Raw genomic sequence first — 20,068 nt, 5'->3', positions numbered from 1 at the left:
GACTGTTTCAAAGAACAGTCGCATTCACCTCATTTTTTATAGGATAGATTACTTTTTATCATGAATTATTAGTTCAAAGCTGCTTTTACTTTTTCTGCAACTTCTTCAGACACCCACGTCGTCCAAATATCTTCATGCTCTTTCATCCACCACTGTGCGGCTTCATCTGGTTCCACTTCATTTTCGTTCATATAATCTAACGCTTCTTCTGTTAAAGCGTTACTAGTTTCATATTTACTAAGGAATTCCGTAACATCCTTTGCCTGTGTTGGTAAATCTTTATGAACAGCAATTACAACATCATTTGGAGGGAATTCAGTTCCTTTGGATTCTTCCCAAGTTGCTGCTTCATATGGAACATCTTCAAGTAATGTTAAGTCATAACTAGCTGTTACCCATGTTGGTGACCAGTAATACCCTACCCAAGGTTCACCTTTTTTATATGCTCCCGCTAGATCTGCAACGATTGCAGAGTCTGATCCTGGTGCTAAATAGTTGAATTTTGCATCTAGACCATAAGTTTCAAGTTTCGACTCCAAGTGTTCACTTACCGCCCAACTAGATGGCGCTCCAATTATTCTTCCTTTAGTGCTATCTTCAGGATCTTGGAACAGCTCTGGATACTTCTCTAGGTCTTGTACAGTTTTCAAGTCAGGTGCAACCGCTTCAATCCCTTTTTCCGCATCTCCTTCTATAACATAGGTTGGAACATATAGTCCTTGCGAATTATCATTGAAATTAGTTGCTAGTTTCACTATACTTCCACTTTCAATTGCTTTTTCATAAACTTCTTTTGTATTATCCGTCCATATTTCCATATAGACATTTATGTCACCTTTTTCTAATGATTGCAAAGTAGCTGCCGTGGTTCCGCTTGTAACCTCAGTGTCATAGCCGTAACCTTCTTCCACAATCAATTGAGCTATACTATTATGTACACGGATACTATCCCATCCTGCATCTGCAAATTTAATCACTTCAATACTGTCTGTGCTCGTTTCACTACTACATGCACCAAGTACTAAAAGTGCACACAAAGAAGTAAACAACATCATTTTTCTCATAATTTATCCCCGTTTCTCTATTTATTAAATTAGACACATAGCCCTAACCCCCTATTACATACCCTATTTTTTAAAGTTTAATCATGTTATTTTTTATGTACCCACAATTTTCAAAAATTTGATGCGCTTTTCTAAGAGTTTTCATGTTAGTAGAGTTTAAAGCGAGAGGGGAAATAGATGGAGGTAAACAGAGGTATATTAACAGAAGAGCTAGTTTGACTTATTCGATTGAATACAACATTTAAGGAGGAATTTTTGGCGGATTACTATAATCTAAGAGTTACCTCTTTGAAGGGCATGCCTACGATCATTGTTTCCTTGATGAGAAAATCACAAAAAAGATTTACTAATTTTTTTCATTGCGATGTCGAATAGCTTCCCTAGTTTAGTTCTCAGATCTCCAGGGAAGCATTTGACACCGGTCTACAAGCGACTTCATTAGTAACTTGAACTAAACTTATTTCAGTTTTGTTACTTCTACTAACTCGTTAATCGGTAATTGTAATGCTCGGTTACCAAGATTCTGTTTTAGTTGTTCATTGTATAAGTATTCTTCAGGTGTAAATGAGTCTTCACGGCCTTTTTTCAAAAGTTCATAAAAAATAGGAGGTAAGAAGTTCTCCTTTAATACCACCTCTACTGCTTCTCCGGTTTCACGTGTAAAAATATACGCATAGGATGTTGGACGATATGGATCGTATTGAGCTTTTGGATAAGTTGTATCGACTATATATGTACCTCTTGATTGAGCACGGGTAACAAATTCGAAAACATCGCGAAATCCAGGACCTCCATGACCAGATAGGATGGAAATATCTTTACGATTTGGAACGTCCTCACCATATAAAGCTTCAAAAGCGGCTTGAATAACTCGGAAGCCTACACCTATCGCCATATAAGCAAGTGTCCCATGATATTTGTAAATGTCCTCAAAGCTAATTTCTATTAAATCATTACGATCATAGATCTTGATTGTTTGCATGCGTTTTATCCCCTAATTTATTTTTGAGCTTTACCCTTTTTCTGAGCCTGCGCGTCTTATGAGAAAAACAAATTCTCCAGAAACTATACCGAGGCAATATCTATAGCTTTCCTTCCACCAGCCACGGTAAAAAGCCTCTTAAAAATCGTTCCGTTGCAGGCATGAAATAGGAACCGTAGTGGAAATCCGGATCCAGTGTTGTATTTAACCAAGTACCCTTTGTGCTTACTTTATCTATATAAATAACTGCCCCACCGTCATCTGTTGAAACGAGCACTTCACAGTTATCTGGCGGCCAATATACGCCGTGTTGGTGCCATGTTGCATCAGAAAGAGTTAAGTAATTTTTAAATAAATCATGCTCAGGAGCAGATAATACTAGACCACTTTTCGGATCTTTATCTAGCCACCACCAAAAGTTCGTAGGACGGAATTCCCATTTGTGACTAGGTAACCAATCAAATCCCTGTGGACCTAACGTAATGACTGTTCCCCCACCATTTGCAAACGCATAAATCTTCTCTACATTTTTCTTAAGTAATCCCAAATGTGTTTGAGAAGGAACAAGCAATACATCGACCCCTTCCAAAGAAGCAGTTTCTAATTCGCGTATGGGAATAAGTCGATTAATGTACTTGGCAAACTCAGATGTTTTATATGTACGATGATGGTGTGAGCTACCACCATAAACAACTGCTATTTTTTTCATCATGTAGTCACCTCTTCTTGTAGCATCGCAATCTCTTCATGTACCCATTTTACTAACTGTGGACCAATTCGGTCGGTTGTTTTGTTGATCTCAGGTTTCATATAACCAAACAAGTCCGAACCCGCATGGACTAAAATGGTTCCTTTTGTGCTCACACGGTCAATATACGTTATTGGAGTATCCCCTGGTAAAGTTAAGAGAACTTCGGCGCCCTCTGGAGTAGGATGATGCCCTCGCGCAAAAAATCCAGAAACCCCTTTGTTATAGGTCATATCGTCCTCCAATACACCTTCAAATATTGGATGCTGTTTATGAATCGACACCTCATAGTCTTTATGACTATTAATCTTTTTTGGCACAAATAACTGACCACCAGGCAACCAATCTGTTACTAAGTTACCTGAAAATATGAGTATTTTTCTCGCATTCACAAAATCTAGAATGATTTGACGTTGTTCATATAAAAAGTCTTGATCGGCAAATCCACTTATAACTAAACAGTTATAAGCTGTTAAATCGATGTTGGATAGGTTATAAATATCGACATTCGTAAAATCTTCTCTTGTTTTATTTTTACCACGTTGTGCAAAAATTGCTCCTGGATTTAGTTCTATAAAGTTAGCTTTCATTATTGATCTCCTTTATGATTTTCTAATACGAGCAATGCCTCGATGAGTGATTTTGTATAAGGATGTTGCGGATTTTGAATAATATCATTTGTTTTACCTTCCTCTACAATTTCACCTTGTTGTAACACGATTAATCGATCGCAAAACCCTTTTGTCAAAGCAATATCATGTGTAACAAATAAGTAAGAGACTTGATTGTATTCATTCATTTTTTTCATTAATTCCAGTAGTTCTAAACGTAGTGAAGTATCTAACATGGACGTTGGTTCATCTGCAATAATAAGCTTCGGTTCACATACGAAAGCACGCGCAAGACCAACCCGTTGTCGCTCTCCTCCAGATAATTCATGTGGATAACGATTTATATATTTATCAGGATCTAATGACACACTATTTAACGCATATCGTACCTTTTCTAAACGTTTTTCTTTGTTTCCTTTATCAATTCCCTGAATCACAAGTGGCTCTGCTACAAGCTGACCAATTTTCATACGTGATGAGAGGGCTTCGTATGGATCTTGAAACACCATTTGAATATACTTAGCAAGGGAACGACGTTTTTTTCCAGTAAGAGATAAAACTTCTTGGCCTTCGAAAAAAACCTCTCCTCCGTTCGACGTCTCGAGACCAGCAATTATACGACCAATCGTACTCTTCCCTGCGCCACTGGCCCCGATTAGCCCGATAATTTCACCGTGTTTTAATGAAAATGAAACAGATTTCAGCACATTTACTTGTACCTCTTTTGTGCGACCAAATGTTTTTTGTAATTCCTTTACCTCCACTAAAGATGTCATGAAATCAGCACCGTCTCTCTCCCTTTTTTCGGTTTCAATAACGGGATTGAATCGACTAAACGTCTCGTATATGGATGACTTGAGTTTTCAGCGACTTCAATCGACTCACCTCTATCTACGATATGACCATATTTCATAATAATTATCTGATCCGTAACCGATAGTACAGCTGGTAAATCATGTGATATAAAAATCATTGAAATATTTAACTCACGTTGCAATTTTCGTAGTAACTGAACAATTTCAACTTGAACAATTACATCAAGTCCGGTTGTCGGCTCATCAGCTATAATAAGTTTCGGTCGATTTATTAAGGCCATCGCAATAATTACGCGCTGACGCATACCACCAGATAATTCATGAGAAAAAGAAAATCTCCATTTAGTATCGAGTCCGACTTGTGTCATTACTTCTATTACACGTTGGTCCATACTAGATTCATCTAATTTTTTATGTACTTTGATTGCTTCTTTTAACTGTTTTTCTATAGTAATAACAGGATTAAGCGCATTCATCGCAGCTTGTGCAATATATCCAATGTCCCGCCCGCGAAGTTGACGTATTCGCTCATCATCCAATGTTTCTAGTGCTTGTCCTTCAAAATAAATTGAGCCTTTGCTTCTTCCCGGTAACTTCAGCTGTTGGATAATACTCGCAGCTACTGTTGATTTACCGCTTCCTGACTCTCCCACAATTCCTAGCACATCCCCTCGTTGTATTTCGAAAGAAACATTAGATACTACTTCTTGATAACAGCCCTTTTTAGGGTATTCCACAGTCAAATTTTGAACGGACAGCATAATATCTCGCTCAACTAGCGTTAAATCCTCTACTTTCTCCTGTTTTTGACGTTTCGGTGTGACCGCGTATGAACTTAGTCTTGGATTCACTTTTTCTTCTAAAAAATAGCCCATTAAAGAAAAGGCTAAGACCACTAGGACAATACAAATACCAGGAGGAATAATCCACCAAACCCATGCTTCTGTTAAAAATGCACTTCGACTATTGGCGTAATATAATATACTTCCCCAGCTCTTAACTAATGGATTTCCCATCCCTAAAAAACTAAGAGAAGATTCCAATAAGATGGCTGTATTTACAGCGCCAACAAATTGTGGGATGAATAGGGGAAAAACGCTTGGAAAAATATGTTTATTGAAAATATACCAATGGTTTGCACCCATCGTCCTAGCTGCTAGCACTGGTCCTGTTGTTTTAATGGATAAAGTTTGTGCGCGAATTTGCCTTGCCTTTCCAGCCCACATAACTAAAGTAATAACAAATACTTGTGTAAATATTCCTGGTCCCATATATACGGCAATAACAATCATCAGAGGTAGAAATGGCAGTGTTAATACGACATCAATAACACGCATCACAATTACCTCAAACCAACCTCCGATATAACCCACTAGAATACCAACACTACCTCCAATGAGTGTGGCAAATAGAGCTGTCAAGATTCCAATGGTTAATGAAGTTCGTGCCCCCTCCGCAAGCTCCGCTAAAATATCCTGTCCCATATCATTCGTTCCAAGTAAGTGGTCACTATTAGGAGCCAGAAAGGAAGGGCCAGATTGCTTATATGCATCATATGGGATGATAAAAGGTCCAAGTACAGCAAAGAGTACAACAGCAATAAATAAAATGAATCCTACAGTACCGATGACTTTTGTTGATTTACGCATGATTCATTCCGCTCCCTTTGTCTTTTTAAGCGTACGTGCACGAGGATCAATAAGTGGATATGTTAAATCAGCAAATAAGTTTGCTCCAATCACACCAAGTGTAATAATTAAAAATATGCCTTGCATCATTGGAAAGTCTCTTGCAATAACACTTTCATATAACAATCGACCAATTCCTGGATAAGAAAAGACAGATTCCACTACCACTGCTCCACCCACTAAAGTGCCTAATGTCATCGTAAAATGCGTATAAATGGGTAGCAAAGCATTGCGTAAGGCATGATTAAAAATTAACCCTTTTTTATGTACACCTTTTGCCTCTGCCATCGTGATATAATCTTGCCCAAGAGATTCAAGCATTGAAGAACGTGTTAGCAAATAATTCGATCCTACTGTTGCTAATGTGATCGTAGCAAGCGGCAGGATCGCATGCACTGCAACGTCCTTTATATACCCCCAAGTTGTTCCATCTTGCATCATTGAAAAAGCCCCGTATGTAGGAAACCAGCCTAATTGAACCGCTAAAACAGCTAAAAATAATAGTCCTACCCAAAAACCTGGAACAGCTTGTAAGGTCAGCATTCCTATTAATAGTGAGACATCACGACCTTTCCCACGATTCCAAGCAGAATAAGCGCCCAATATAACGCCAATTACAGCACTTAATAACATAGCTGGCCCCACTAATAACAATGTCCATGGCAATCTATCGCCTATTATTGTCATCACAGGCTCTGCATATTTAATTGACACCCCAAAATCAAATGTCACAATCCCTTGTAAATATACAATATACTGCTCCCATAAAGACCCATCGAGACCTATACATTCAAGAGCCTGCTGCTTTTGTACTTCTGTTAGTTCATTTATCGTATCGCCGAAAAAATATAACAGCGGATCACCTGGGGCTAATCGCGGCAAAGCGAAATTAATCGTCAATGCTACGAGGAACACCAGTCCATATTGAATTAGCTTTTTTCCAATTGACGATAGAGTCCTATTCATTCCTTACAACTCTCCTTATTCCACAAATTTTGGAGCTGTTGCCGAAACAGCTTGACGCGTTTCTTCTGGTAAGAATGAATATTTGTGCACAATCCCGTAACCTAAAGACTCTACATATTGGTCATACACCGTAGCGTTATAAGCGAAAACTTCCTCCGGATAATAAACGGCAATTGCAGTAGGTTGGTTATTGTATAACTCCTGCATATCAAATGAAATTGCTTTACGATCTTCAATTGTGGATGCCGCCATCCAATCTTCAATCAATGTATCCATAGCAGGATAGGCTATATCTTTCGTCCATAGATATGATGCACGATGAGACATAATGAATTGATCTGGATCTGCTACACCATGCGGACCTATTAAACTAACATACGTATCAAAATTATCCTCTGAATTGGCAGCTGCATAAGTCGTAGCATCCATTGCTTCTACTTCAAACTGTAACCCTATATCTTTTAATTGCTCCTTCAGCATTTCAGCTACACGCACATAAACAGGTTCACTTGCAGAAACAATTGTATTCATCCGTAACGTTTCACCTTCTGGTGTTTCACGAAAACCATCATTATTTGTATCTTTGTAGCCAAGTGAGTCTAGAATTTCTGTTGCTTTCGCTATATCATATGGTGTCGATAAATCTGGATTTGTCCACGGAGAATCCGGGTGAGGATATCCAGTTAAACCAGCACGTCCTTGACCTAATAACACAGTATCAACAATGCTTTGACGATCTATCGCTAGAGATACCGCTCGGCGTACCTCTTCTGTATTAAATGGCTTTCGTTCATAATTTAAACCGAATTGGACAATAGATAATGGAGATACTTTTGCTAACTTCATCGCCTCGGTATTTTTAAATGAATCTTGTAATTCAGCTGGTACTGTACGCGTAGATGCATCAATCTCACCTGCACGTAATGCGTTAAACATAGCTGTTGCATCCTTTATAATCGGCATATTTATGGAAGCAACTGTTGGTTCACCCATGAAGTATTCATTATTCGCTTTAAATTTGTAATACTGGTCTGCTTCATATTCTTTTAAAACAAAAGGACCTGTTCCTACAGCTAACTTATTATATTGACGTGGATTTTCAACATCTTTCCAAATGTGCTCTGGTAAAATCGGCAAATCGGCAAAGGTAATACTCGCTAGTGATGGACAAGCATAGGCGCACTCAAAACGAACCGTTTTTCCATCCTCTTCAACTTCAATTTCATCAATTTTCGGTACTTCGCTAACATGATGTGTATGGCGGTTGGCTGAACCATCGCGGAAGTATTCATATGTAAATTTGACATCTTCTGCCGTAAAGTCTTCCCCGTCATGCCACTTTATACCATCACGTACCTTTACAATCCAAGTTGTATCATCAAGTTGCTCTGCAGACTCTGCTAACCATGGAATCGGTTCATCTACATATGGCGATGGTGAAAATAATTTGTCATATACTAAATCAGTTAACCAGTCGACGTTTCCGGTATATATATTTAATGGACCAACATCTGATGGAATCCCCACTTTTAACTCTGCTACTTGTTCCGTTACTGCTCCTTCACCTTCTAAATTTGTTTCATCAGCTTGTCCTTTAGCTTCATTCGATGAACAACCTGCTACTAAAAACACTAATAGTATAAGCGGTAAGCCCCATAATTTTTTAATCCCTTTATACACTATGCTTTCTCCTTTTTATTAAATAATTGATTTTTTATTCCTGCCTTCGTACTTTAACACCAACGATAATGATTCTCAATATCATTTATAATTCACATATCGACTTTTCACCTAGCTCCATGGAAGTAAGCGCTATCAATAAAATAAATAAATAGTATTATTCATTTTATTAATAGTTGCAAACTAGATTTGAAAATATAGAAAAACCCAAGCTATAAGAAGCTTGGGTTAGTTCATTCTATTGGCACTCAAAGGCTTTCCATATGTATAAATTGATTTTTGACGTATTTGCAGAAATTTAACTCTCTTTGGGTTAGCATTTTTTGTGGATTAGATACAATTGCATTTTGACGTTTAATACAAAGTCCATGAATCGACTTCGCCATAATCTTGTTCTGACCTAAAAGAGGCTCTATTATTTTTAAGGGCAAAAAAGAAATACCCATACCAGACAAGACAGCTTGTTTTATAATTTCAAAATTCGTCATCTGCATATATTGGACTTGTGCATTCTTTTGATCGATTTTATCTTTGATTAGTTGTTGCAAATACAAGTTTTCTGGTAGTAAGAGAGTTTGGTTTTTTAAATCTCGTGCGTAAATCACTTTTCTTCCTGCCAGCGGATGACTGCAATGCATTATTAAAAATAATTCCTCTTCAAATAATAAGTCCACTTTATATGCTTGTTGAAATTCTGAGTCATTCTCATAGATTGGCATAATTGCAAAATTTGTTTTCTCAAGAAGTAACTTTTCCTTAAGGCTTTCATAACAATTGCTTTTAATGGAGAATGATTGCTGTTCAAATTCATCTATATGGAGAGGTAAAATAGTCGCAAAATATTTTTCAGCTATGTAATGACTTATGTGTACGGAAAGTGGAGAATTTACTTGGTGCAATTCTTGTTCCATTTGCTTATCTAGTAATAATATTTTCCTAGCATATTGTAAAAAAACTTCCCCTTGCTCTGTTAATTCAATTTGTCTATTTTTACGTTGAATTAATATGGTCTTATATTTTTCTTCTAGCTGTTGAATTTGATGACTAATTGTTGGTTGAGAACAAAACATTCTACGAGCCGTCTCTGTAAATGAACGACATTCAGCTAGAACGATAAACATTTGCATTTTATCTAGCATGCAACTGACTCCCTTTTATATGAATATCACTACTGATAATGATAATCGTTTTCATTATAGTTTATCATTTGCACTTACTGATGTCGATCATCATTTCAAGTAAACAAAAAGAGTGGCCCTGCATATGAGGACCACTACTTAAGTATTAGAGAATTCTATTTTGAGGTTCTCTATTTTCTAAAACTGCTTCTATATCTTTTGCATTCATTTGCATCATCGCTTGGCGAGTGCGGATACTGGCACTACCGATATGGGGAGACACCGTTACATTAGGTAAAGTTAGTAGAGGATGATCCACCGGTACAGGCTCTTGCTCAAATACATCTAGTCCTGCAGCCCATATCTTTTTCGACGCCAGTGCTTCATAAAGAGCTTGTTCATCTACTATGCCACCTCGTGCGACATTAATAATTGCTGCAGTTTCTTTCATCATATTAAGTTCACGTTCCCCTATAAGTCCCTTTGTTTCAGGTGTAAGTGGAGTTAATAGAATGACAAAATCAGATTGCTTAAGTAATTCGTCTAATTCCGCGTAAGTAAAGCCGTACGTTTCTTCTGCATCTAGTTTTCTAGAGCGATTATGATATAACACATTCATATCAAAGCCTTTCGCACGTCTAGCAACCGCTTCCCCTATACGTCCCATTCCTACAATACCGAGCGTTGCACCGAAAATGTCCATTCCTGTATATTGCATTGGTGACCAGGAATCCCAGTTACCCGAACGAATTTCTTGTTCTACTTCTGTTATTCTTCGAGCAGTTGCTAATAGTAAAGCAAATGCTAAGTCTGCCGTTGTCTCTGTTAATACTCCCGGAGTATTTGTTACGACAATACTACGGTCTTTTGCCGCCTCTATGTCTATATTGTTATAGCCAACTGCAAAATTACTAATTACTTTTAAATTTGGAAGGCCTTCAATTAGTGTACGATCGATATTATCGGATAACATCGTCCATAGAGCGTACGCGTCTTTAGCATTTGTTATTATTTCTTCATTTGTCATTCCAATAGTTTCGCTATGCCACATTTGTACATCAAACTTTTTTCTTAAAGGCTCAATGATTTCTTCGGGTAGTTTACGAGTTATGTATATTTTCTTCAAAACTTTATCCTCCCTCGAGTTATGTATTCTTGTGTTTCTCTGGTGCTTTCGGGTGATTCTTTGTTCTATTGCGGTGATTCTCTTTTACATTCGGGTGATTATTCTCAACATTCCGGTGTTTCTCCAAATATCCATTATGATTCACCCAGCCCTCAAACAATCGGGATAGATAAAGCATGGACGAAAGTACGAAATTTTGCAAACATATTTACAACTTCAAATAGCTACGTTATACTTTGGGCATATTAAAAAACTACATACCGTTTTGCGCACTAGGGGTGCCCACTTTGGCTGAGATGCGAGCATTTTGCTCCGATCCCTTAAAACTCGATCAGGATAATACCTGCGTGAGGAAGTGCGGTGACTTCCCTAATATTTTTGTATTGGATAAGTGGCTGCATCTTCACGGATGTGGTCTTTTTTTATGAAAAAATACAGGGAGGTTTTTTAAATGGAATGTGGATTGAGCCCAATTATCGGATTTCGTTTTTCGTTACATCCGATGACAAATGATTTTATCAAAGTGATTAAAGGTGCTTTGAAGGAGACGGATACGACGAATGTGTGGATGTACACAGATGATGTGTCGACGGTTATTCGTGGCAAACAAGTACATGTATTTAATGTGGCAAAAGCAATTACATTGCATGCTGCTAAAACAGGAGAACATATTGCACTGTCCGGTACTTTTTCCGCTGGTTGCCCCGGTGATTCTGCAGGAGATGTCTATCTAGACAAAGGCGATATAATTGCCAACACAGATATAACAAAACAATATGTATCTTCTCAATTTGCTCTATACCCGATGAATAACCCGAGTTATATGGACATTATTTACCGTGAAGTGGATCGTGCTAAAGCACAAGGTGTGTTTAATGATTCCATACATTATGCGAGTGGTATTCATGGAGATATTCATGATGTGTTTGCATTTTATGAAGAAGCATTCACGAATGCCCGCTCAGATGAGCATAAGCATTTGGTTATGACCGTTTCTATGAGTATTAACAGCCCCTCTCATGGAGGTCGTTAACATGCTGAAATCATGGAAGCTAAAAGAAATCGTGTTAATGTCTTTACTTGCCGTTGTATTTGGCATTGTCTATTTATTGTTCTTGCATATCGGTAATATTTGGGCTGGATTTATAGGTCCGATTGCATATGAATGGATTTTTGGCATTTGGTTTATCGTGTCTATTATTAGTATGTATATTATTCGAAAGCCAGGTGCTGCAGTTATTTCAGAAACAATCGCCGCTGCCATTGAGGTGTTGTTAGGAAATGCCGTTGGACCCCGACTAATTCTATCAGGTGTTATTCAAGGCTTAGGGGCAGAAGCAGTATTTGCTGCAACTAGATACAAACGCTTTGATATTTGGATTCTAATCCTAGCGGGTGTGGGATCTTCGGTATTTAGTTTTGCCTACGGGTATTTGTTAGGTGGCTTTACGGTATTCAGTACTGGTTATGTTGCACTGATGCTTGGCATTCGCATATTGAGTGGAGCTCTCCTTGCTGGTGTTGGAGGTAAAGCGGTTGCCGATGGCTTACTAGCAACAGGCTCTCTTCGAGGATACGCTATTTCACGACCGAAAAAAGGTGATGCTCGTGCATGACGTCATTTCGTTTGAGAAGGTCAGCTTTCGATATCCAGATGAGGAAAATTGGACTTTGAATGACTTTTCATTTGCAGTACAAAAAGGTTCCAGGGTTGTGTTAACTGGTCCTAGCGGCTGTGGAAAAACGACACTACTTTACTTGTGCAATCGATTATATCCCGATAATTGCGATGGTATTTTAACGGGCAATATTGAGCTATTTGGGAAGGATAGTCGGACATTCATTGCCGGGGAAATAAATCATCGAATTGCTACCGTTTTTCAGGATCCAGATGCGCAATTTTGTATGCAAACAGTGGAAGAGGAGCTTGCTTTTACGCTAGAAAATTTGCAGGTGAAACGTGAAGAGATGGAGAATCGAATAAAAGAGGTACTTGCTCTCACAAATTTAACTGACTTTCGATATTCTATTATTCAACAGCTTTCAGGTGGGCAGAAGCAACAAATCGCTACTGCATGTGCACTTATTATGGAGCCTGAGATTTTGCTGTTAGACGAACCAATCGCTCATTTGGACCCTTATACCGCTAAACGATATATAGAATGGTTGGATCAGCTACAGCAAAATCGGCAAATGACAATTGTTGCAATTGAACATCGCTTGGACTTATGGGGAGATTTTTTTGACAGGATCATTCCTTTGAGCGAAAGCGATGAACCATCCATACTTCCTAAAAGAATGACTTCTATAAAACCAGAGATTTCCATTCAAGCAACAGAAATAGAGACAAAAACTTTTTTGAAGCCCGCCTCATTTTCTTTACAGCGCGGAGAAATTACCATTCTTGCTGGACCTAACGGTAGTGGTAAATCAACTTTATTAAAGGCCTTATGTCATTTGATTCCTAGAAATGGATTAGTAGAACCGACGTTTTTAGGCTATGTTCCGCAATCACCTGAGTTTTTGTTTCTTACTAAGACTGTTCAAGATGAAGTGGCATTTGGCGGTGGATATGGTGTGGATAACATGTTGCAGCGATTAAAACTAATGGACATTGCTGCTTCACATCCTTTTTCTATTAGTCATGGTCAAAAACGAAGGGTAGCCATTGCCGCAATGCTTTGTGATGGGAGAGAAGTAATTTTAATGGATGAACCTACCTCAGGTCAGGATGCTGCCGCATTATCAGAGCTATATCAACTAATAGATGAGCGTGCTCATGATGGCACTACATTTTTAATCGTTACGCACGATATGGAGTTCGCCTATTGTCTAGCAGATTCTATTATATTGATGGAGGATGGTAGTTTAACTGGGAAGTTTCCTGCGTTAGCCGTTTGGGAGAACGAAAAGTTATTACTGGAGCATCATTTACTCCCACCGAAAGGACTGATGCAATGTGAGAAGTCTTTTGCATAGAATGAATCCTTCCGTGAAGTTTGTTTTAATCACTGTGTGCATGTTCACGATGGCTTTTTTCTTTGATCCAGTGCCCCCCCTTCTATTTTGGGCTGGTGTACTTTTAATGCAAATATTGTTCAGTCAAACTGATTGGAAGAAGTGGCTATTCTTTATGATTCCATTTTTTATAATGTCTTTTGGTTATTTTTGGACGACACTTGTATTTGCTAAGGAAACGGTCGGTCCTATCATTTGGTCAATCGGGTCTGTTCATGTGACAGAACTCCAGCTACACCATGCACTTTCTTTGAGCTTCCGTGTTTTAGCTTTTTCAAGTTTGTCTCTATTGTTTGCTTTAACAACTAATCCCGTTACGTTCATATTAAGTTTAATGCAACAATTAAAACTATCCCCTAAAATAGCTTATGGCATTTTAGTAGGCTTTCAGTTTTTACCTGTTATAAAAGACGAATTTATACAAATTCAGCAGGCACAACGGTTGAGAGGAATTGTTCAGAAAAAAAATGTCTTACAGCGTTTGTTGGATACTCGCCTAGTCCTTATCCCCTTGCTTGCGGGTGCTGTCCGTAAAGCCGAGCGATCAGCATTTGCCATGGAAGCAAGGGGCTTTACAGGAGAACGGAGAGGTGGTTTCTTTCATGAGATCTTAGTAGATAAAGTAGATGCTTTTTTAGGAGTACTATTTTTATTTGTATTAGTTTTAAGCTGTACGAACTCCTTCTGGCTTGGTTAAAATAGAAGTAGAATTTCTTAAAACAGTTGGGAGTGTTGTTGGATGCCATCAGTAATATTGCTACGAGGGATCAATCTCGGTGCTAAAAATAAAGTAGATATGAAATCCTTAAAATCTCTTTTTGAAGAGATGAGTTATGAAAATGTACAAACCTATATTCAGACTGGAAACGTAATAGTGGAACAGTCTGTTATTGATGGCCCCTCTTTAGAGGTTGTTCTTCTAGAATCTTATGGATTTGAAATACCTGTAACAATCCGTTCAAAAGAAGAGTTGGAAGAGATTCAGCAGCATCCTATCTTTTACAAAGACCAAGTGTATGTAATGTTTTTAACACAGGAAATTTCGAAGGAGCAACAAGAAATGCTTGTAGGTTTAATAGATGATGAATTTGTTGTTTGGAAAAACCGAAACGTGATTATTAGTCTTTCTAAAACCTATCATCAAACAAAGTTTACGAATGCTTATTTTGAACGTAAACTCGGGATTCCCTCCACAGCTCGCAATAAAAATACGGTTAACAAAATAATTGCAAAAATGTCATAAGTATTATTTATGTATAATGATGAATTTTATAAATTATTCTTATAACTATCTTTCCCATACAATGAAAGTATGAGGAGGGATTAACGATGTCATTTGTATTTCAATCAATCGATCACGTTCAATTAGCAGCTCCAAAGGGTTCTGAATCTATCGCAAGAAAATTTTACGGGGAAATTTTAGGTTTTACGGAAGTAGAAAAACCAGCACTTCTAAAAAAACGAGGTGGCGTTTGGTTTGCTTTCAGCTCTTATCAAATCCATATCGGTATTGAAGAGCCATTTGCTCCAGCTAAAAAAGCCCACCCTGCTTTTCAAGTAGAAAATTTAGATGCTTTAAAGGGACATTTAGCTGAATGTGATGTGAATTTTATAGTCGATGTCGACTTACCCGGAGCCAATCGGATATATATACACGATCCATTTGGCAATCGCATCGAAATATTAGAGTGGATTTCCTGATTTAATATAATAATAGCCCATATTTCTTAATGAAATATGGGCTATTTGTAATTCATTTATAAAGTCAAATAAAGATCTTTATAAAAAAGCTCCGAATAAGTTTATTGTTGCGAAATAAGGGGATTTTATCTATATATTATTAAGGAGGAATTTCTCATGACAAATACACCAGAAACTTTAGATGCACTAAAATCAATTATCAAAAGTGCCAAGGTCGCGATGCTTGTAACACACAGTCCGGAAAACCGCTTAGTAGCACGTCCGATGCAATTACAAGAGGTAGAATTTGACGGTGATTTATGGTTTTTAACACGTACGGATACCGATAAATATGAAGAAATCAAAACAAATGATGACGTCAACGTTATCATTTCGGAAAAATCATATGCGTCGATTAGTGGAACAGCTGAAATTGTCGATGACCTTAATAAGAAAAAAGAGTTTTGGAATAAAGCCTATGAAGTGATGTTTGATATGGATTATACGGACCCTCGACTGATACTGATTAAAGTAAAATCTGAAACAGCCGAATATTGGGAGACAGGATCAATGATCAAGTCTGCATATAATTTCATGAAAAAAGTAGTAGGCAAAGAAGAGCCTGTTGAACCTGGTAAGAGTACAAATGAAACTTTAAAACTTTAAAATTTCTAGGCCGCTATGTTAACGGTCTATCTCACGATTTATAGCAATTGCTTTATTGAACGTATGTAATAGTTCAATAAAGCAATTTTTTGTTATCCGTATTTTAACCCATTAATAGTTTCCACTATTATATTAAAGATCATCAAATCCATTATCAATAGCATTTACTTTTACATATTGACGGGATTTTTGTTCAAAGAAATCTGTTTTTGTTCCATCAATATTATCTGCATAGGCACGTATCCATTTCATTGGGTTTTCTACATATTCAGGATATATTTCTTCCAAACCGATTAAACGTAACATTTTGTTAGCACGGTATTTAATATACCCATGCATTTCTTCTAATTCAATTCCCTCGATATCAGCCAATACATACTCCGACCATTCTATTTCTAACTCTACGGATTCTTTAAATTGTTCGTATACCCATCCAATTAGCTCTTCGTTATTCAGTTCAGGGTTTTCAGAAAGAGTCGCTCTAAACAGTTCTGATATAAATCGTCCGTGCTCTAGCTCGTCTCGGTTTATATAGCTAATCATTGTAGAAGTCCCAACCATCTTGTTATAGCGAGCAAGATTATAGAAATAGGCAAAGCCTGAATAGAAAAACAGTCCTTCTAATAAGGTAGTGTATGTTAACGTTTTTAATATATTTTCTGTCGTCGGGTTTTCTACAAAGTCATTATAATACTTCGCGATGTTTTTATTTCGCTTGAGTAAAATTTCGTCTGTTCTCCCAAATTCAAATGCCTTATTTTGCTGATCAAGCGAAACGATGGAAGATAATACATACGAATAACTTTCATTATGCACCGCTTCTTGCTGTGCAATTACCGCCATGATTGATTGGACTGACGGGTCAGTTGCGTAAAGCGATAATAACAGTGCTGTACGTGTTTGAGGTGCATCCAATGTTGCAAGCAAGCCAATAATTTTCAAATAGGCATCCTGCTCCGACTGACTAAGGCTTGCAAACTGCTTTATATCATTGGACATATTGATCTCATCTGCCTGCCAGTAATTACCTAGCAAGCGCTTGTACATCTTATGCCAGTGTGGATACGCAATATCGTTCCAATTTAATATTCCACTTGACTGGCCGTTGAAAATTCCTGTCGATTTGTTCGGATTTCTAGGTTCTAATGTTTTTGCCTTCTGCATGTTCCAAAACTCCTTCTAACCATTTACTTACCAGCCTCTCCTGGCTGCCTCTCGGTGATTGCTCAATTTTCAAACCCGGATAATCACTGTTATAGAAACGAGCTAATTTGTTTACAGCATTACAAAACAAATCATCTCCACCAAACTGTGTGTCCCCAGTCCCAAAGATATAGACATTGTTAGGCTTGTCACCAACTTCTCTTGCAAAGTCCCTCATTTCCTCGGGCGTGCTTCCCTTATCCCAAGTAAAAGTTCCGAGAAAAATAAGGTTATATTCAAACAAATTTGGTACTGCTCCATAGCCAACACTATACATATCTATTTCAAAGTTGCCGGCTTCCAATTGCTTCTTCAATAGATCCGCTACTTCCTCGGTATTACCGCTATAGCTTAAATAGCAAATGATCGCTTTCATTAGCTTGAACAAGAGTCACAATCTACTAATTCAACTGAAGTGGAACGCACATAATAAGTTGTTTTCAACCCGCTATTCCATGCATCTAGATGTAAATCTAATAATTCTTTTGCTTTGATTGTGTTTTGCACATATAGGTTTAATGAAACTCCTTGGTCGATATGACGCCCGCGTGCAGCGTTTTGTTTAAGCGTCCAATGCTGATCGATGAAATACGCTGATTTGTAATACCATGTAGTCTCAGAATTCAAATCTGGTACAGTGACCGGAATTTTATAATCCTTCTTCTCTTCCGAGTATGACTTCTGGAATATAGGATCTATGCTTGCAGTACTTCCAGCTATGATCGATGTTGAAGAGTTCGGAGCAACTGCCATTAAATATCCGTTCCGTATCCCACTTTGACTTACTTGCTCACGTAATTCATTCCATGATTCGCTGTCGTATTGACGATTGTCAAAATAAACTCCTGTTTGCCAATCTGACCCTTCAAATAATGGATATGCTCCTTTTTCCTTCGCAAGTTCCGCAGAAGCTTTAATCGTTAAGTATGCAATTTTTTCATACAATGAATCCGCAAGCTCAACCGCTTCATCAGACTCCCAGCGAATACTCTTTAGTGCAAGTAAATGATGCCATCCAAATGTACCAAGTCCAATCCCTCTGTACCTAGAATTTGTACGTTCCGCCTGAGGAACTGGAATCATATTAAGATCAATCACATTGTCGAGCATCCGAACCTGAATTTTTATAAGCTTTTCTAATACATCTGCCGGAACTGCATTCCCTAAGTTTATAGACGACAGATTACATACGACAAAATCCCCTGGTTTACGACGAGTGACAATGATATCGTCTTCAATTTGAATCGACTCAAATGTAGTTGCACTTTGATTTTGGAAAATTTCCGTACAAAGATTACTACTATAAATCATCCCTGCATGCTTGTTAGGGTTGCTGCGATTGACTTCATCGCGGTAAAACATAAACGGTACTCCTGTCTCTAGCTGAGAACGCATAATTCGCTTCATCAAGTCAATAGCGGGAACAGTTTCACGAGACAAGCGATGATCGCTAACGCATTCCTCGTACTTTTGGCGGAATGATCCATCGCCACGTTTTTCATCATAAAAGTCCTCCAATGAGTAGCCTTTTAGCTGACGAACTTCATGAGGGTCAAATAAATGCCATTCCTCTCTAGCATCGACTTTCTCCATGAATAAATCGGGCAAACATACACCAGTAAAAATATCGTGCGCTCGTAGTCGTTCATCACCGTTATTTAAACGTAAATCTAAAAATGTAAATATATCTTTATGCCAAACATCTAAATACACAGCTACTGCCCCTTGGCGTTGCCCAAGCTGATCAACACTTACTGCTGTATTATTAAGTTGTTTAATCCAAGGAAGCACACCACTGGAAGCACCAACAAAACCTCTAATAGAAGATCCACGGCTACGCACTTTGCCCATATACACACCTATACCCCCGCCAAATTTGGATAGGGTTGCAACGTCCGTATTGCTATCGTAGATTCCTTGAAGGCTATCGTCTACCGTATCGATAAAGCAGCTAGAGAGCTGTCCATGAGGCTTACCTGCATTAGATAGTGTTGGTGTTGCTACTGTCATATATAGGTTGCTCATCGCCCAATAGGATTCTTTTACTTTCTCTAAGCGATTTTCTTGCTCATCCTTCATCAGTGTCATTGCAATAATAAGCCAACGTTCCTGAGGAAGTTCGACTATTGTTTTATCAAAGTCCTTCGCTACATAGCGATCCAATAGTGTTTTTAAACCGATATAAGTAAATAAATAATCTCTTTCCTGTACGAGGATTTCAGATAGCTGCTCTAGTTCTTGTAGTGAGTATGCTTGTTTAAGACGTTTATCGTAAATACCTTTATCACTTAACAGTTGAACATTACTAGCAAACTTTGTGTACACTGCATCCACAGTTGTGTTTCTTCTCTCAGCTACTTGTTCATACACCTGCGCTAAATGAACTCTTGCTGCTACAAAGGTCCAGTACGTTTCTTGTTCATCTAGAAAACTTAATGCTTCTAGTGACATTGACTTCGACCAAGCAGCTATTGTACCTTCCGGGTGTTTTTGCATCCATCTTTCATGTGTTTTTATAAGAGGAGTAATTTTTTCCTCCCCAAATTCTTTTGTTAGATTATGTAGGACTTCTTGTTTCGTTGTGTTTGAGATTATTGTCATTTGAATTCCTCCTATTTTTTAAACGGTTACAGTTATGTGGCACTTCCCTCCAAAACAAAAAAAGCGATGACACAGCCATCTTCGGCTGAGACATCGCTCAAA

The 20,068-nt window shown here is 38.0% G+C and carries 20 protein-coding genes and 1 riboswitch; of the genes, 7 read left to right on the top strand and 13 right to left on the bottom strand.

The window, feature by feature from the left end; all coding sequences use genetic code 11:
• Nucleotides 1–68: 68 nt before the first annotated feature.
• The 10 genes from MHI47_RS01175 to MHI47_RS01130 form a co-directional block, all read right to left on the bottom strand.
• Complete coding sequence (locus MHI47_RS01175; RefSeq protein WP_340829080.1) at nt 69–1,064, bottom strand: ABC transporter substrate-binding protein; 996 nt, start codon at nt 1,062–1,064, stop codon at nt 69–71.
• Between the two features lie 457 nt (nt 1,065–1,521).
• Complete coding sequence (locus tag MHI47_RS01170; RefSeq protein ID WP_340761184.1) at nt 1,522–2,046, bottom strand: hypothetical protein; 525 nt, start codon at nt 2,044–2,046, stop codon at nt 1,522–1,524.
• A 100-nt stretch (nt 2,047–2,146) separates the two neighbouring features.
• Entirely contained in the window at nt 2,147–2,755 is a 609-nt protein-coding gene (locus MHI47_RS01165; protein ID WP_340831976.1) for a hypothetical protein, read from the bottom strand.
• Nucleotides 2,755–3,384 (bottom strand): phosphate starvation-inducible protein PhoH, encoded by a 630-nt coding sequence (locus MHI47_RS01160; RefSeq protein WP_340829079.1) that lies wholly within the window; start codon nt 3,382–3,384, stop codon nt 2,755–2,757. The genes MHI47_RS01165 and MHI47_RS01160 overlap by 1 nt, the downstream gene beginning before the upstream one ends.
• The gene (locus tag MHI47_RS01155) at nt 3,384–4,181 is read right to left on the bottom strand and encodes an ABC transporter ATP-binding protein (protein WP_340829077.1); all 798 of its coding nucleotides are present in this window, start codon (nt 4,179–4,181) and stop codon (nt 3,384–3,386) included. The genes MHI47_RS01160 and MHI47_RS01155 overlap by 1 nt, the downstream gene beginning before the upstream one ends.
• Entirely contained in the window at nt 4,178–5,869 is a 1,692-nt protein-coding gene (locus tag MHI47_RS01150) for a dipeptide/oligopeptide/nickel ABC transporter permease/ATP-binding protein (RefSeq protein ID WP_340829075.1), read from the bottom strand. The genes MHI47_RS01155 and MHI47_RS01150 overlap by 4 nt, the downstream gene beginning before the upstream one ends.
• A 3-nt stretch (nt 5,870–5,872) precedes the next feature.
• Nucleotides 5,873–6,874 (bottom strand): ABC transporter permease, encoded by a 1,002-nt coding sequence (locus MHI47_RS01145; protein ID WP_340829071.1) that lies wholly within the window; start codon nt 6,872–6,874, stop codon nt 5,873–5,875.
• 15 nt (nt 6,875–6,889) lie between these two features.
• A complete protein-coding gene (locus MHI47_RS01140) occupies nt 6,890–8,554 on the bottom strand; it encodes an ABC transporter substrate-binding protein (protein WP_340829068.1) in 1,665 nt (554 codons plus the stop codon).
• A gap of 248 nt (nt 8,555–8,802) precedes the next feature.
• A complete protein-coding gene (locus tag MHI47_RS01135) occupies nt 8,803–9,693 on the bottom strand; it encodes a LysR family transcriptional regulator (protein ID WP_340761178.1) in 891 nt (296 codons plus the stop codon).
• Between the two features lie 145 nt (nt 9,694–9,838).
• A complete protein-coding gene (locus MHI47_RS01130; protein ID WP_093536480.1) occupies nt 9,839–10,798 on the bottom strand; it encodes a 2-hydroxyacid dehydrogenase in 960 nt (319 codons plus the stop codon).
• A gap of 264 nt (nt 10,799–11,062) precedes the next feature.
• Nucleotides 11,063–11,169, top strand: a riboswitch (TPP riboswitch).
• A gap of 80 nt (nt 11,170–11,249) precedes the next feature.
• Here MHI47_RS01130 and MHI47_RS01125 point away from each other — a divergent pair.
• The 7 genes from MHI47_RS01125 to MHI47_RS01095 all read left to right on the top strand — a co-directional run bounded on the left by MHI47_RS01125 (nt 11,250) and on the right by MHI47_RS01095 (nt 16,162).
• Nucleotides 11,250–11,831 (top strand): YkoF family thiamine/hydroxymethylpyrimidine-binding protein, encoded by a 582-nt coding sequence (locus MHI47_RS01125; RefSeq protein ID WP_340829065.1) that lies wholly within the window; start codon nt 11,250–11,252, stop codon nt 11,829–11,831.
• Nucleotide 11,832: 1 nt separating this feature from the next.
• Nucleotides 11,833–12,414, top strand: a complete 582-nt coding sequence (locus tag MHI47_RS01120; protein WP_340829063.1) for an ECF transporter S component — start codon at nt 11,833–11,835, stop codon at nt 12,412–12,414.
• Nucleotides 12,401–13,777 (top strand): ABC transporter ATP-binding protein, encoded by a 1,377-nt coding sequence (locus MHI47_RS01115; protein ID WP_340831975.1) that lies wholly within the window; start codon nt 12,401–12,403, stop codon nt 13,775–13,777. Before MHI47_RS01120 ends, MHI47_RS01115 begins: the two co-directional genes overlap by 14 nt.
• 1 nt (nt 13,778) lies before the next feature.
• Nucleotides 13,779–14,513 (top strand): energy-coupling factor transporter transmembrane component T family protein, encoded by a 735-nt coding sequence (locus MHI47_RS01110; protein ID WP_340831973.1) that lies wholly within the window; start codon nt 13,779–13,781, stop codon nt 14,511–14,513.
• 42 nt (nt 14,514–14,555) lie between these two features.
• Nucleotides 14,556–15,059: a DUF1697 domain-containing protein gene (locus MHI47_RS01105; RefSeq protein ID WP_340829062.1), complete on the top strand. Its 504-nt coding sequence runs from the start codon at nt 14,556–14,558 to the stop codon at nt 15,057–15,059.
• 86 nt (nt 15,060–15,145) lie between these two features.
• Nucleotides 15,146–15,517 carry a VOC family protein gene (locus tag MHI47_RS01100; protein WP_340829061.1) on the top strand — a complete coding sequence of 124 codons (372 nt, stop codon included), beginning with the start codon at nt 15,146–15,148 and terminating at the stop codon, nt 15,515–15,517.
• 156 nt (nt 15,518–15,673) lie between these two features.
• Nucleotides 15,674–16,162 carry a pyridoxamine 5'-phosphate oxidase family protein gene (locus tag MHI47_RS01095; protein ID WP_093536494.1) on the top strand — a complete coding sequence of 163 codons (489 nt, stop codon included), beginning with the start codon at nt 15,674–15,676 and terminating at the stop codon, nt 16,160–16,162.
• A 132-nt stretch (nt 16,163–16,294) separates the two neighbouring features.
• Here the strand turns inward: MHI47_RS01095 and MHI47_RS01090 are convergent, their stop codons facing one another.
• The 3 genes from MHI47_RS01090 to MHI47_RS01080 are packed head-to-tail and all read right to left on the bottom strand — an operon-like array spanning nt 16,295 to nt 19,966.
• Nucleotides 16,295–17,326: a ribonucleotide-diphosphate reductase subunit beta gene (locus tag MHI47_RS01090; RefSeq protein ID WP_340829058.1), complete on the bottom strand. Its 1,032-nt coding sequence runs from the start codon at nt 17,324–17,326 to the stop codon at nt 16,295–16,297.
• Complete coding sequence (locus MHI47_RS01085) at nt 17,298–17,741, bottom strand: flavodoxin (protein WP_445678306.1); 444 nt, start codon at nt 17,739–17,741, stop codon at nt 17,298–17,300. Before MHI47_RS01085 ends, MHI47_RS01090 begins: the two co-directional genes overlap by 29 nt.
• A complete protein-coding gene (locus MHI47_RS01080; protein WP_340829054.1) occupies nt 17,741–19,966 on the bottom strand; it encodes a ribonucleoside-diphosphate reductase subunit alpha in 2,226 nt (741 codons plus the stop codon). The genes MHI47_RS01085 and MHI47_RS01080 overlap by 1 nt, the downstream gene beginning before the upstream one ends.
• Between the last annotated feature and the right edge of the window lie 102 nt (nt 19,967–20,068).

The organism is Psychrobacillus sp. FSL H8-0487, assembly GCF_038008385.1.
In the GTDB taxonomy this organism is placed as follows: domain Bacteria; phylum Bacillota; class Bacilli; order Bacillales_A; family Planococcaceae; genus Psychrobacillus; species Psychrobacillus psychrotolerans.
The sequence above is the reverse complement of the archived record's forward strand: the minus strand, read 5'-3'. Positions and strand labels throughout refer to the sequence as shown.